The organism is Aequorivita sp. IT1282 (genome assembly GCF_058068205.1).
In genome coordinates this window covers 297,278-310,787 of the sequence record NZ_JBYRHR010000002.1, presented here as the reverse complement: position 1 = coordinate 310,787, position 13,510 = coordinate 297,278, and the positions used below count along the sequence as shown (strand labels likewise).

The following is a 13,510-nucleotide window of genomic DNA, read 5'->3' as shown; positions in this document are numbered from 1 at the left end:
GCTCCGCTCAGCGACCTAAACCATTTATTTCAAGCAACGAAAAAGACCTCAAAGGTTCTTAAAACCTTTGAGGTCTTTAAATGCGTTGATGTTGTTATAAAACTTCCTTTATTTTTGAAACAACCATTTCGGGTAAAATGGTTTCCATTGCGTCGTCATATCCTTTAGGAAACTTGTTACCGTAAATAGAGGTAGGAATAAGTGGGTATTTTTCTCGATCGGCTACCAATTGATGGTTTTCTGGTTGATTAAAAGGAACAAACCCAGCGAATGGATGCGTTACACCCCAAAGTGTAACTACTGGCACGCCGTACATTGCCGCCAAATGACCGTTGCCGCTGTCCATAGAAAGCATCAAATCTAAATTTGAAATCAGGGCAAGTTCTTCTTCAAATGTTAGTTTTCCCGCTACATTGGTAACGTTAGCAAAAGGGTTTTCAAATTTCTGAAGTTGGGTTATTTCCTTTTTTCCGCCACCAAAAAGGAAGATTCGGTATTTGTCTGTTTTATCCAACCCACGAATTACTTCGGCCATTAAACCCAACGAATACATTTTACTTTTATACGCAGCAAAAGGGGCTATACCAATTAGTTTTTTTGGCTCCACACCAATGAGACCGTTTAGTTTGGGAACTAATCGTTTTTGTGGTGGAGCAACATAATTTTTTAAATCGATTGGAGAACCGAGTTTTTCAAAAACATCAGCATAACGCTGCTGCGTTGTTTTTAATTGTGAAATATTTTCACCTCCACTAGACACCAAAGCTTTTTTTTCTGCTCTGCCTTTATCGATTGTTGCAGTGGCAAGACCTTTATACTTTAAATATTTCGCGATTATTTTTGAACGAATAACGTTGTGCAAATCTGCCACAGCATCGATGCCTAACTCCTGCGCCTCCTTTGCTAATTTCAGTAAGCCGAAGCGTTTGTGTTTCCCATAAACATCAGCTTCTAAAAAATCCAGATTTGGAATTTCTTCAAAGAAAGGTTTAAAAAAAGGTCGGGAAAGTACCGTAATTTTTAATTCAGGATAAGTCTGCGCCAAAACGTGCAGCACAGGCACAGTCATTGCCACATCGCCCATTGCAGAGAGACGGATTACTAATATGTGTGAAGGTTTGGACATTGGGATTCTAAAAACCTAATAGGTTTTGAAAACCTGCTAGGTTTAAAAATAGTTCTATTTTTTTCCGCGAAGAACGGGGTTCAATTCATCGTCATTATACATTTTCATCTGTTTGTAGACTTTCATGTATTTTCGGCCGTGAGCAATATCGTCTAAAAGTTGGTTAATGGCAGTACTTAAATCCACAAGTTGTTCTAACAGTATATTCAACTTTGCTTTGCAAGCAATTTGGTGTTCTTGAGAAGCATCGGTACGCGTTGCCTCTTCATTCATATGATACACTTTCAAAGCTAAAATTGATAAACGATCAATTCCCCAAGCTGGGCTCTCAGTATTGATAGTAGCTTCATCATTGACTTTTACATCCTTAAATTTTTCGAGGAAATAACTATCAACATATTCAACCATATCTGTGCGATCTTGGTTGGAAGCATCTATTTGGCGCTTTAATTTAAGTGCCGCAACAGGATCGATATTTGGATCGCGAATAATATCTTCATAATGCCATTGCACGGTATCAATCCAGCATTTTCGGTATAACAAATGTTCAATTAAATCACTGTCTTTATCGTACGGATTGCTGAAAGGTTGATCCACGGTATTTATTTCGTGATACTTGTTTATTACTTCTGCGAAGATTTTGTTGGCTTTGTCTGAAAACATTATCTATTAATTTATTGTTGTTTATGTGTCTTCGATTCCGCTCAGACACCGACTTTATTTCTTTTCTAAAATATGCAAATATTCAAAAGTTTCTGTGGCTTTATGGTTTCGGTTTTCGGTTTTGTCTGCTTTAAAACGTTGATATTTTTTAGTTTTTAAAGTATATTTTCCGAAGCGCTCCATTACCGTTTGCACTTCTTTTTGAGTCATTAATCCTTCATTATTATAACTCAGGAAAATGTAGGGAAATTGTGCGTTTTCAATCAATTCCTCAAAACTTTTAAGGACTTCTCCAGTTCTGCACCAATCGCTTTTGTAGTAATCGCGCAGGCCTGTTTTTCCCTTTGGCACAAAGGTATCATATTTTGCGATAGTATTTAGCAAATGATAATTTGCACCGTATTGGCGGGCATTGTAAGGAGGATCTAAATAGAGAATATCTCCCTTAATTTTTTTAATTAGTGTGTTACTATCCTGTTGAAAAACTTGGTGTGTATTTTCTGTTTGCTGAAAAACGGCAGGTTTAATTACCATATTTTTTGCAGCGGAAGTTTTAATGTGTTTTAAATAAGCGCCATAAACTGAAGCCGTATTCGCCACTTTATCTGCACTTTCTAACAATGAGGCAAGTAGAAAAAAGAATTGGTATTCGGATATTTTTGAAGTTTCTTTCCACGCTCCAATTTGAAGCCGAGCCGCGTCAATTTTCTGTCCGTTTTCTGAAGTAAAATAGTTTCTTCCAGCTTTTCCACCTTCGGAATAATTTTCGAAAACGAAGCCTTTTTCACCTTTTAGAGTATTCAATTCACTTAAAGGGTTTTCGTAATCAAATTCAGCATGATTGCCAATATAATTTCGGTTCAGTACAAAACTGTAATATTCCACATCGTTGGCAATTACCTGTTTTACGTGAGTTTTAAAATTTCGGCCCACGATTCCGGTGCCTGCAAAAAGGTCGCAAAATACTTTTTTGGAAAGATCGTTTCCGCAGATTTCGGTAACCGTTTCAAAAATGAAGCTGGAAAGTTTGTGTTTAGAGCCTATATAATTCATTGCGAAACCCAGATAATATCACTGAAAGTTTTTTGTTCGTTAGCAAAAGTAAAGGAATGAAGTTGCTCCCGCTTAAAGCTTGCAACATATTTTTGAATGGCTTTTTTAAGCATTGAAATTTCAGCTTTTAGTTTCCAATGTTCGCCGTTTTCAGCATATACAACTATAAAAAGACGGTTTTTTAAATGATGTCTTTTTTGGGCACTTTGATTTTTATAGAGCCATTCTATCAATTCTGCTTTATGGCTTTGTGCATATGTAAATGATTTGTTGAATTGCTTCGGAAAGACAGATGTTTTATGGTCAAAAGGTATTCCGAAGAGATAAAAATCTTTTTCAGAATCTTTTCTTTCGGCCACAGGTTCAATACCTTCAATTTCAGTAAAAATTTGCTCTACCGCTTTTGCACTCCAGAAATTATACCATCGGTTTGCAGCGTATTGAAAGAGATGTTGTTCGTTAAAACCGTGAATATCCGTAAGCGTAGCAATTTTCTGAATAAGTATGTCCCAATTAGAAATTTGATAAATAAAATTTGTGTGATTGTCCCACGCATCGTTTTGTTTGCGAAACCATTTATACGAATATGAATGTCTCCGTTTAAGCTCTTTTTCAATATTTTGAAGTAAAAAAGTCATAATAACATAAATACAAAAGGCAAAAGCACAACCAACCAAAGCATAACTTCTTTGAACCAAAACTCTGAAGTGTCAGTTTTATGATAATCCTCTCTATAAGAAATTTCAATATAATTTGCGCAAATAATTGAAACTGGAGCTAAAACAAAAAGTATCTCGGCACCATTTTTTTCCGGAGCTCCCAATGCAATTAAAATCGTTGTAATACTAACGTATATAAGCAATATGAAATTTGGCTTTTCTTTTAAAGGAATTACAGGAATTTTTGAAACCCGATAAATACCCGTCCAAATATAAAACGCCGAAATAATGGTAACAGGAATTAATATTGATACCGAATTATACACCGAAAAATCTAGACTGATGTCGTCTTTCCAATTGTAAAGCCAAGCAAACGTATTATTGCTTAAAAGTTGATACGTGGTATATAAAACAACGATAGTAAAAAACCCCACGAATGGCACCAGCATTTGCTTGTAATTAGCATTTGGCTTTTGCATTATTGCAATCCAAAGCGGTATAAAAAATAATAGACTCCAAAAATAAAACAAAGCAGCCAAGGTAATCCATAGGCTAGCATCAAGTATTTTTTTTGTCGAATTTTTATCGCTTCGCAAGCTCATTAATCTCCGTAGCGCTAGCAACAGAAAGGCATTCGCAAGTATTATTTTATATTGAAGAAAAATTATTGGTAGCATTACCATAAAACAGGTAAAGAATAAAATGGCGTATGTATTGTTTTTTGTTAAATAATTCTTCCGAATAATAAAATCTAAAAGCAGCATTGCCAATACGCTAAGAAGGATAAAAAACAGATGGATAAAAATGCTTGAAAAGGAAATAAAGACGGCATTTCCCGAAATTTCCGCATACAAATAACCCAGAATAATAAAAACACCGAGAATTAAATAGTTTATTGGGTTAGATTTTCCAAAAAAGCTTGTCAGCATACGGGGTTATTTTATATTTTTGTCTTCTAAAGATTAAAGATATGACTTGGAAAGGTTTTTGGGAAGTAATAGCTTCCCTTTTTGAAGATATTCTGTTTATTCCCTATGACGCTTTGATGAAGCTGGAGCTTGAAAGCTGGTTGCTAGCAAATATTGTTTCTTGGGTATTTTTGTTAATTGGCGCTTCTGCTTTTATATACTGGTTGCTTCAATTGAAAGGATTCAACGAAAACACCGAAGTAACTTATACTTTCGACGAAAATCCGTAATTTTCTAAAGGTCGAAACCTATATCATTACGATACTGCATCCTGTCAAAAGATAGTTTTTCTATGTTTTGATAGGATTTTTTTAGTGCCTTTCTGAAATCATCATCCAAAGATGTAACCGCTAAAACGCGTCCGCCGTTTGTAAGTGTTTCACCGTTTTCAAACTTTGTTCCAGCGTGAAAAACAATAGAACCTTCCACCTTTTCTAAACCTGAAATAACTTTGCCTTTTTCGTACGCTTCAGGATATCCGCCAGATACGAGCATAACCGTAGTTGCGGTTCTGTCGTCAATTTCAATATTGATATCATTGAGTTTTTTATTATAAGTCGCCTCAAATAAATCTACCAAATCGGTTTTTATGCGCGGTAGCACAACTTCCGTTTCAGGATCGCCCATACGCACATTGTATTCTATTACATACGGTTCGTTATTCACATTTATAAGACCGATAAAAACAAAACCTTTGTAGTCAATATTTTCTTCGGACAGACCATTAACAGTAGGCTTAACAATTCGATCTTCAATTTTTTTCATCAAAACTTCATCTGCAAATGGCACTGGGGAAATGGCGCCCATTCCGCCAGTATTCAATCCAGTATCACCTTCGCCAATGCGTTTGTAATCTTTTGCAGTAGGCAGCAATTTATAATTTTTACCATCTGTTAAAACAAAAACACTTAGTTCTATTCCGTCTAAAAATTCTTCGATAACCACTTTAGAGCTGGCTTCGCCAAATTTGCTATGGGCGAGCATATTTTCAAGCTCCTGTTTGGCTTCGTCTAAATCATTCAAAATTAAAACACCTTTTCCACCGGCTAAACCGTCGGCTTTCAAAACATAGGGAGGGTTTAATTTTTCAAGAAATAATTTCCCAGCTTCCAGAGATTTTGCAGTAAAACTTTGGTAAGCAGCCGTGGGAATGTTATGCTGCATCATAAATTCTTTAGCACGCTCCTTGCTTCCTTCTAATAATGCGCCCCTTTTTGAGGGACCAATTAGCATCACATTTTTTAACTCGGCAATTTCGGCGAAATAATTGGCTATTCCTAGCACCAAAGGATCTTCGGGACCAACAATTACCATTTCAATATTATTTTCAAGAACACAATTTTTCACCGCTTCAAAATCGGTTACTTTTAATTCCACATTTGTTGCGATGGAAGCAGTACCGGCATTTCCGGGAGCTACAAAAAGTTTATCGCAGCGTTTGCTCTGCGCAAATTTGTATGCAAAAGTATGTTCGCGACCACCGGAACCAAGAATAAGGATGTTCATAATTGAAATGTTTTGTTTCGGTGTCAAAAATAATTGTTTGTAAATTGACACCCTAATATATTCCAAAATGAATTTGTTTGAAAATACATTAAAGCTTAATGGCTATCGCATTGATGAGGCAAAAGCGAAGCTTAAAGAAATTCAACAAATTCCAGAAACCGATTTTAAAAGCTATATTTTAAAAACCCGTGAAGAAATAGTTCGATATCACTTTCAAAATAATTCTTTTTATCGCGATTTTATTGGCACTGATAATTTAGCTTGGGAAGATATACCTGTCTTAACAAAAGGCCATCTTCAGCAACCTTTAGAAGATAGACTATCCGAAGAATATTTAAAGAAGTCTATCTATATAAGTAAAACTTCAGGTTCCAGCGGGACGCCATTTATATTCGCGAAAGACAAATATTGCCACTCCTTATCTTGGGCAGAATTTATAGACAGTTATGGGAATTTGGGAATCGATCTAAACTCATCGTTACAGGCGCGATTTTACGGCATTCCATTAAATTTTCAAGGATATTACAAAGAACGGTTTAAAGATTTTTTGAGCCATAGATATAGGTTTTCTGTTTTTGATCTTTCAGAAGAAAAAATGGAAAAAATTTTAATTCTTTTCAAACATAAAAAGTTTGATTACATCAATGGATATACAAGTGCAATTGTCCTTTTTGCCAAGTTTTTAAAAGAAAGAAATATCATTCTCACTGAAGTTTGCCCAACTTTAAAATATTGCATTGCAACCAGTGAAATGCTTTTTGAAGACGATAAAGAATTGATGGAAAACGTTTTTAATATTCCTATAATTAATGAATATGGAGCTTCTGAGTTAGGATTGATAGCTTTTACAAATTCAGAAGATGAATTAAAAGTGAATAGCAGTACGATGTTCATCGAAATTCTTGACGAAGATGACAAACCAGTTCCTTTAGGTAGTTCCGGACGGATTGTAATTACAGCATTATACAATAAGGCGCATCCCATGATTCGTTATGAGATTGGCGATATTGGTGTTTTAGCCAAGTCGAGCACTTACAAAAATCCTGTTTTAGAAAAGTTAATAGGCCGCACAAACGATATAGCCAAGTTGCCGAGCGGGAAGATTGTGCCAGGACTTACCTTTTATTATGTTACTAAAAGTGTAATCTCCAATGATGGTAATGTAAAAGAATTTGTTATCGAACAAACCAAAATAGATACTTTTAAAATTCAATATGTTGCTCAAAAAGAACTCGTACCCCAAGAAAAGCTTAAAATTCAAAAGTCAATTACAGAATATTTGGAAAAGGATTTAAAGCTTGTTTTTGAAAGAACAGCTATTTTGAAACGAAGTAAAAGCGGCAAATTAAAACAGTTTATTTCATTAGTTAAACCTAGTGAATAAAGAAATAAATTGAAGTAATCTGTTCAGTAAAAGCGTTAACTTTCTATTAGTGGAATGTATTTCTTTTTAAACTTAATCATCAGTGCCACCGCTCTATATGCAACCCAAACTATCAGTGCGGCCCAAATACCAATCAGCCCCCAATGCATATATTTTGAAAGAAATAGCACCGGAATAAAACCGAATACTGTTGCTCCTAAAAGTACGTTTCGCAAATAGCGCATTTCTCCCAATCCTTTAAAAATAGAATCTAGCGTAAAAGCCAAGGCATTAAAGGGTAAGCAAAGCAGAACCATAAAAAACATACTGTAAAAAATACTGAGCACTTTTTGGTCTTTATTAAATAGAAGTCCCAAGGGCTCATAAAGAAGGGAGCCTGCTAAAACCAGTAATGCGGCGACTCCTATATTATATAGATTTACTTTCTTCGTGAGTTCCCAAAGTGAACTATAATTGCGTTCGCCCAGCAGTTTTCCTCCTAAAATATTTCCGGCTGCACCATATCCATCAATAAAAAAAGCGGTGAAAATCCAGATATTAAACGCGATGGTGTGGGCTGCAATATATTCCTTTCCTAAATCTGCAGCCTCTCGCGTTGCCAATATTAATGCGGTGTTTAACGCTACCGTTCGCAAAAAGAGATTCAAACTCATATTTACCAAACGCTTTATTTCGGGGTGTAGCGGGAAAGTAAGTTTTAAAGAAATTTCAGTTTTCTTTAAAAGAAAAATTAAGGCCAGTACAGCCATTACCGCTTGCGAGAAAAGACTTGCCCATGCGGCGCCTTTAATTCCCATTGGCGCAACATAGCCTTCAACTCCGTATACCAAAGCGAAGTCTAACCCTATGTTTAAGGCCGCACCAATTGCAGCGATAATCATTGGCCAAAATGTATTTTGGAGTCCTCGGAACAATCCAAAAACTGCAAAAGTGAAAAGCGTAAGTGGAAAACCCCAAACGCGAATGTTGTAATAGTCTATGCTGAAAGACAGTATCATGCCTTCGGCATTGAGGAATTTAAAGATTTCTTCTACAAAGAAATAGGTAGAAAACAGCACGATAATACTCAGCACAATATTGAAATAAATTGCCTGCGCTGGAAAGTTATGTAGATCCTTCAACTTTCCTGCGCCAAGGTTTTGCGACACAATTGTTGAAATAGCGCTTCGAGTCTGACCCAAAATCCAAATAAGAGCAGACAGAAATGCCCCAACAATCCCAACCGCTGCGAGCGACTCAATACCGAATTCACTTATATTTCCAACTACTGCTGCATCGGTGGCAGATAGCACGGGTTCGGCAATTCCTGCAATAATAGCTGGAATTGCGAGCTGTTGAATTCGTTTAAATGATATATCGGTGTGCTGCATTTTGGAAAAAGCAAAACTACGTAAAATGAAAAAAGCCAACAGGATTGATAGGCCTTAAAGTGATATAATTTATGCAAAATGTGAAAGTTTGATGAGTCGAAGAATAATTACGTTAATTTTGTATTCATAAATTAGAAGTTTTCACCATATGAAAAATATTTTGGTTCCCGTTGGCTCTTCAGCAAACTCAGTTAGTAATTTACAATACGCCATAGATTTGGCCGAATCGATAAACGCGAATGTATATGTAGTTTCTGTATTTCAGGAACTTTCAAAAGTTGGCAGTCTTTCAAAATTGAATAACATTTTAAAGGAAGAATCTGAAAATCGATTAAATGAAATTCTCTCTCAAGTGGACAGTAAAAACGTACACGTTACTGCGCATCCTGTTAAAGGCGAAGTTTTGGAGGGATTAGCTCGAATAAGCAGACAAGTACCAATTGATTTAATGGTACTAGCACCGCGAAGTAATTCCATAAAAGAAGAAGTTTATTTAGGTAAAACTTCAGGTAAATTGCTGAAGCAAACCAATATTCCAATCCTAGTTGTTCCCGAGGGAGCCAAGTTTGCCCCCCCAAAAACCATGCTCATGGCTTTTAAAAATGGAACATTTGAACACGATGATTTATTAGAAGTCGTTGCTAGATTCAAAGAGAGTTTTGGTACTGAAGTTCACGTACTTCACGTAGAAACTCCAGAAACTACGGAAGAAATGAAAAACGTAACTAACAACTTAAAGGCGCTGCAAACTTCGTATACACAAGTTGAAGCCGCTACCACTTTTCAGGCAGTAATTGAATATTTTCAACAGTATAATCCAGATATGCTTTGCGTTGTAAGAAGAAAACGCGGTTTCTTTAAAAAGCTTTGGGAAAAGAATGAAATCTTGAAAAAAGAATTTTATACTAGCAAGCCGCTATTAGTTTTACCGGTTCAGGAATAGGATGCAGTACTCAAAATAAAATTACAGTGCTCGATTACAGAATTAACCTGACATCGAAATCTCTAAACAAGATAAAAACAAAAAACCATCAGCTTAAACTGATGGTTTTTTTGTGGAGAATATCGGAGTCGAACCGATGACCTCTTGCATGCCATGCAAGCGCTCTAGCCAACTGAGCTAATCCCCCGTCGTGTTCCAAAGCTCGTAAGGCGTAAGAACATTTGCTGATTAGGATGCCAAAAATAGTGAATTTTTTAATACGAAGTTGATTTTAAAAAATCAATTGTTTTTGCAGTTACATTTCTAAGTTGGGTTGGCAAAATGCTTTCATCCCAAGGGTGTTTAGCGTTAAAAACGTGATCGGCATTTTCAATTATTTCAAATTCACTTTTTGGGTTCCACGATTGAATAGCCTGCGCTTCTTTTAAAGAAACCGTAGGATCATCGCTTCCGTGAACAATAAGTAAAGGTATTTTTAAACTCTTTACTGCACGGTGAATTGAGAAGCGTTCCTCGTTATTCTTGAAATCTCTATAAAATTGAAACTTATGTGGTAACATTTGCTTCGTTCTGCTATTTTCAACGTGTGTAACGCCTGTTTCTTTCCAAGCTTCAAAACCTTCCGTCTCTTCTTGAAATCTCGCTTTAAAATCGCTTACACCCGCCCAAGTTATCACTTTTTTAATTCGGCTATCTTCTTCAGCTTTAATTAATACAATTCCGCCGCCGCGACTATGACCAATCAACGAAATGGTTGAAATTTCTTTCGGAAGATTTTCGTTTCCTTTTTCAATTTCGTTTAAAATTCTATCCAAATCATCCAGCTCCAAACTAAAATTGTTTTCGGCAAAAGCTTCCAAATCGGGGAAATCTATAGGCTGCTCCATCGTTCCGCCGTTATGCGAAAAGTTGAATTTTACGAAACAAAATCCAGCTTCGGCAAAAGCTTCAGCTACCAAACGCCACGCACCCCAATCTTTGAAACCCTTATAACCGTGACTAAAAATAACAACCGGCAATGGCTTCACGCTTTCGTTATAATAAACATCGTATGATATTGGCTTCTTGTTTTCGGAAGCGAGAATTTTGTTCTTTCTAATTATCATTAATTTATTTCTTTTTCGGTGAAAGGAATATTTGCGTCACAAATTTCCAAAATTAATTTCTTTAATTCTATTGTAAAAGTTTCCAAAGTATCAGTGTTTATCTGCTGGTCTCTTTTACTGTAAGCTGAAGTTTTTGTTCCAAATTTCAGAAATCCACTCCCTAAATTTTTAAATGAAATAATGCCTGCTTCAGCATTTTTAATAGGTATTTCATTATTCATCATCAAAGCATACGTCAAAATCTGAAAAGCTTTACTGAATTTATAATCTTGGTTTAATTCTTCCCAATCAATTATTTCAACATCGCCCTGGTTTACCAAACCTGTTTTGTAGTCTATAATTCGAAGTTGACTATTGTATTCATCTACCCTATCTACTTTTCCATGGATATTTACTGGAAAATCAAGCTCTGAAAAAGGAATTTCCAAAGTTAGATTTGTTTCAATTTTGATGATTTTTATTGTATTTCCAGCTCCAACATCAGATATTTCGCGATCAATAAAGTTAGAAATATAGCGCTTCGCCACTTCAAAAACAATGAGGTTTTTTCCTTTTGTAAATGTGCCTCCCTTAAATGTTTTTTTGAATTGCGAAGTTACTTCATCGTGGATTCGCGTCTTCATTTCACGCAAATTCTGAACTGTTAGCAAAGTATCCTCCAATGGCTGATAGAATATTTCTAGCGTGTCGTGAACGATGGTTCCAAGCGTATTTGCTGCTACATTTTCTTCAACTTCCTCAAATTCGTTTAGCCTCAAAATTTTCTGAAAATAAAACTCTAAAGGATTACGGATATAGCTGGTTAAGGCAGAAGGTGAAAATCCTTTGGAGGCAATTTCGCGCAACCGCTGCATCACGGCTTCAGTTTTTGAAATCTCCCGTAAAGTTTGCTTTTTTATTTGCACTTTGGGCGAGAGAATACGCTTGTTAAGCGTGTGATTTGGTTGTAGTTCTATTTCTAATTGTCTTATAAAACGGCTCTTTTCACCCGTGTTCATCCCCTCGGAATGATTGTTATAAATTAAGGTAATCTTTTTTGCTCGATGCAACAATCTGTAAAAGTGATACGTATAAATAGCGTCTTTATCATTGAAAAGCGGCAGCTTGAATTGCTGTTTTAAATCGTAAGTAATGAACGAAGAGTTCGATTTTCCGGAGGGAAAAATACCTTCGTTTACCGAAGTAATAATTACATTTTCAAAATCGAGCACACGCGTTTCCAACACTCCCATCAACTGAAGACCGTTATAGGCGTCGCCTTCAAAATCTAGCGAAGTTGCAGAAGTTAATTCTGAAAAAAGCGTCAGAACACTTTTGATGGATTTAAGGTGTGGATACTTTTGATTCAGCGCTTCAATTTTACCAAAAACCTTGCTGAGTTGATGCAGTACGACACTTTCAATCGTGCTAGATTTGTTGGTTTGTTGAAGTTCTTCAATAATCTTTAAGGATGATTCTATAGCGATATTGCTATCATCTTTCCAATTTTCGAATAGAAGCTGGAGCATCTTATTTTCAGCAGCATCTGAAAGTTGAATTAATTCACTTGCGGTAATATGTGTTATGTTGTCACGCGTTAAATTTTGAGAGATCTCGCTTGCATTCGCTATTAATCCCTTCCCCAAAGGGTGATTTAAGATTGAAAGTACATCTTTATAATAAAGCGATCCCGCATCGCGGTGATGGATGGAAAAAAGTAATTCGAAAAATACTACGGCAGGAAAATTCTTTAACGATACACCCATTGTAAGGTTCACGCTCTTTACGTTTTCCGGCAATGAATATAGTAATGGAATCAGCAAATTCTCGTCGCCCAATACAATGGCCGTTTTATCGATTTCTTCTTTAGTCAGCGTTGAAAGCAATTCCCCAACATACTTTGCTTGACCAATATTTTTTTGAACTTCTACAAGTTGAAAATGTTTTGGTGTATGATAGTTTTCAGCGATAAACTTGGGGGCTTCGTTCTGAAAATATTTCCATTCATTTATATATTTCCGTATAAAATGTGAAGTGCTGTGTTTAGCGTCTTCGTAAAAAACTTGATCTGTATCCCAATAAACTTGGGTGTTTTCAGCTTCAAGTAACTCTTGAATAATATTCTGTTCTGCAGCATTCAAAGCATTAAACCCGATGAAGACATGCTTTTTGTTTTTACTACTATTAATATAGTGTTCAATATTTGCTGCCGCCTCGCGATAAACCATTCCTTGATACCCGATATTTTCTTTTAGAAGTAGCGCTTGAATATTGTCATAGAACAAAGGCAGGCTTTCCCAAAAGCGGAGATAATTTGCTATTAGCTCCGTTTTTTCATCTTCTATTCCCCATCTTTCCAAAGTTTTGATACTGGCCAGATAACCAAAAAAAGGTGTTGGTTCCACCAGATATCTATCTATTTCATTAAAATCGTTTAATAGCGTAATTGCCCAAGTTGAATAGGTTTCGAAATCTTCTTTATCGGGAATACTAGTTGTTTTTAAATAGGCTTCATAGCTTTTAAATATCAGTTCGGTATTATCTATAATTTTAAGATTGGACAGATCTTCTATAAATTCTTCGATACTGCAAATGCGTGGAGCAAACTGCGTATTCTCGATGTTCTTTTTCAATTCATTCATTAGGAATCCACCAGCTCTTTTACTGGGGAGAATGAATGTAATTTCTGAAATATTGGAACCCGAATTCTTTATGTCGGCTAGGGTTTCTTGAAGGAATGTTAGCATAGCCTA

Annotated in this window: 12 protein-coding genes and 1 tRNA gene; 3 read left to right on the top strand and 10 right to left on the bottom strand. The window is 35.9% G+C overall.

Going from position 1 to position 13,510, the window contains the following annotated elements:
* Window positions 1-94: 94 nt before the first annotated feature.
* From AC3RVG_RS05250 to AC3RVG_RS05230, 5 genes are read right to left on the bottom strand one after another with little or no spacing between them, the layout of a single operon-like run.
* Window positions 95-1,126, bottom strand: a complete 1,032-nt coding sequence (locus AC3RVG_RS05250) for a glycosyltransferase family 9 protein (RefSeq protein WP_489690392.1) — start codon at window positions 1,124-1,126, stop codon at window positions 95-97.
* A 54-nt stretch (window positions 1,127-1,180) separates the two neighbouring features.
* Entirely contained in the window at window positions 1,181-1,789 is a 609-nt protein-coding gene (locus AC3RVG_RS05245; RefSeq protein WP_489690391.1) for a DUF4254 domain-containing protein, read from the bottom strand.
* A gap of 54 nt (window positions 1,790-1,843) precedes the next feature.
* The gene (locus AC3RVG_RS05240; protein WP_489690390.1) at window positions 1,844-2,842 is read right to left on the bottom strand and encodes a DNA adenine methylase; all 999 of its coding nucleotides are present in this window, start codon (window positions 2,840-2,842) and stop codon (window positions 1,844-1,846) included.
* Complete coding sequence (locus AC3RVG_RS05235) at window positions 2,839-3,480, bottom strand: hypothetical protein (protein ID WP_489690389.1); 642 nt, start codon at window positions 3,478-3,480, stop codon at window positions 2,839-2,841. The genes AC3RVG_RS05240 and AC3RVG_RS05235 overlap by 4 nt, the downstream gene beginning before the upstream one ends.
* Complete coding sequence (locus AC3RVG_RS05230) at window positions 3,477-4,430, bottom strand: DUF6427 family protein (protein WP_489690388.1); 954 nt, start codon at window positions 4,428-4,430, stop codon at window positions 3,477-3,479. The genes AC3RVG_RS05235 and AC3RVG_RS05230 overlap by 4 nt, the downstream gene beginning before the upstream one ends.
* 41 nt (window positions 4,431-4,471) lie before the next feature.
* Here AC3RVG_RS05230 and AC3RVG_RS05225 point away from each other — a divergent pair, with 41 nt between their 5' ends.
* Entirely contained in the window at window positions 4,472-4,699 is a 228-nt protein-coding gene (locus AC3RVG_RS05225) for a DUF6341 family protein (RefSeq protein WP_489690387.1), read from the top strand.
* Between the two features lie 4 nt (window positions 4,700-4,703).
* Here AC3RVG_RS05225 and purD read toward each other — a convergent pair whose 3' ends face one another.
* Complete coding sequence (gene purD, locus AC3RVG_RS05220) at window positions 4,704-5,975, bottom strand: phosphoribosylamine--glycine ligase (RefSeq protein ID WP_489690386.1); 1,272 nt, start codon at window positions 5,973-5,975, stop codon at window positions 4,704-4,706.
* A gap of 67 nt (window positions 5,976-6,042) precedes the next feature.
* On the opposite strand from purD, the gene AC3RVG_RS05215 reads away from it, so the two are divergent.
* Window positions 6,043-7,359 (top strand): phenylacetate--CoA ligase family protein, encoded by a 1,317-nt coding sequence (locus AC3RVG_RS05215; RefSeq protein WP_489690385.1) that lies wholly within the window; start codon window positions 6,043-6,045, stop codon window positions 7,357-7,359.
* Window positions 7,360-7,394: 35 nt separating this feature from the next.
* On the opposite strand, the gene AC3RVG_RS05210 is transcribed toward AC3RVG_RS05215, so the two are convergent.
* Entirely contained in the window at window positions 7,395-8,729 is a 1,335-nt protein-coding gene (locus tag AC3RVG_RS05210; protein WP_489690384.1) for an MATE family efflux transporter, read from the bottom strand.
* Between the two features lie 148 nt (window positions 8,730-8,877).
* Between AC3RVG_RS05210 and AC3RVG_RS05205 the strand changes: the two genes are divergently transcribed.
* Window positions 8,878-9,672, top strand: coding sequence for a universal stress protein (locus tag AC3RVG_RS05205; protein ID WP_489690383.1), 795 nt, complete (start codon window positions 8,878-8,880; stop codon window positions 9,670-9,672).
* A 113-nt stretch (window positions 9,673-9,785) separates the two neighbouring features.
* Here the strand turns inward: AC3RVG_RS05205 and AC3RVG_RS05200 are convergent.
* The 3 genes from AC3RVG_RS05200 to AC3RVG_RS05190 form a co-directional block, all read right to left on the bottom strand.
* A tRNA-Ala gene (locus AC3RVG_RS05200) sits at window positions 9,786-9,859 on the bottom strand.
* Between the two features lie 67 nt (window positions 9,860-9,926).
* Window positions 9,927-10,778 carry an alpha/beta hydrolase family protein gene (locus AC3RVG_RS05195; RefSeq protein ID WP_489690382.1) on the bottom strand — a complete coding sequence of 284 codons (852 nt, stop codon included), beginning with the start codon at window positions 10,776-10,778 and terminating at the stop codon, window positions 9,927-9,929.
* The gene (locus AC3RVG_RS05190) at window positions 10,778-13,504 is read right to left on the bottom strand and encodes a PD-(D/E)XK nuclease family protein (RefSeq protein ID WP_489690381.1); all 2,727 of its coding nucleotides are present in this window, start codon (window positions 13,502-13,504) and stop codon (window positions 10,778-10,780) included. Before AC3RVG_RS05190 ends, AC3RVG_RS05195 begins: the two co-directional genes overlap by 1 nt.
* Between the last annotated feature and the right edge of the window lie 6 nt (window positions 13,505-13,510).

Bases quoted from the DNA above. Each gene is read 5' to 3' on its own strand.
- AC3RVG_RS05230 (WP_489690388.1), bottom strand. From the start codon at position 4,430: ATGCTGACAAGCTTTTTTGGAAAATCTAACCCAATAAACTATTTAATT.
- AC3RVG_RS05250 (WP_489690392.1), bottom strand. From the start codon at position 1,126: ATGTCCAAACCTTCACACATATTAGTAATCCGTCTCTCTGCAATGGGC.
- AC3RVG_RS05195 (WP_489690382.1), bottom strand. From the start codon at position 10,778: ATGATAATTAGAAAGAACAAAATTCTCGCTTCCGAAAACAAGAAGCCA.
- AC3RVG_RS05210 (WP_489690384.1), bottom strand. From the start codon at position 8,729: ATGCAGCACACCGATATATCATTTAAACGAATTCAACAGCTCGCAATT.
- AC3RVG_RS05245 (WP_489690391.1), bottom strand. From the start codon at position 1,789: ATGTTTTCAGACAAAGCCAACAAAATCTTCGCAGAAGTAATAAACAAG.
- AC3RVG_RS05205 (WP_489690383.1), top strand. From the start codon at position 8,878: ATGAAAAATATTTTGGTTCCCGTTGGCTCTTCAGCAAACTCAGTTAGT.
- AC3RVG_RS05215 (WP_489690385.1), top strand. From the start codon at position 6,043: ATGAATTTGTTTGAAAATACATTAAAGCTTAATGGCTATCGCATTGAT.
- AC3RVG_RS05225 (WP_489690387.1), top strand. From the start codon at position 4,472: ATGACTTGGAAAGGTTTTTGGGAAGTAATAGCTTCCCTTTTTGAAGAT.
- AC3RVG_RS05190 (WP_489690381.1), bottom strand. From the start codon at position 13,504: ATGCTAACATTCCTTCAAGAAACCCTAGCCGACATAAAGAATTCGGGT.
- AC3RVG_RS05240 (WP_489690390.1), bottom strand. From the start codon at position 2,842: ATGAATTATATAGGCTCTAAACACAAACTTTCCAGCTTCATTTTTGAA.
- AC3RVG_RS05235 (WP_489690389.1), bottom strand. From the start codon at position 3,480: ATGACTTTTTTACTTCAAAATATTGAAAAAGAGCTTAAACGGAGACAT.
- purD (WP_489690386.1), bottom strand. From the start codon at position 5,975: ATGAACATCCTTATTCTTGGTTCCGGTGGTCGCGAACATACTTTTGCA.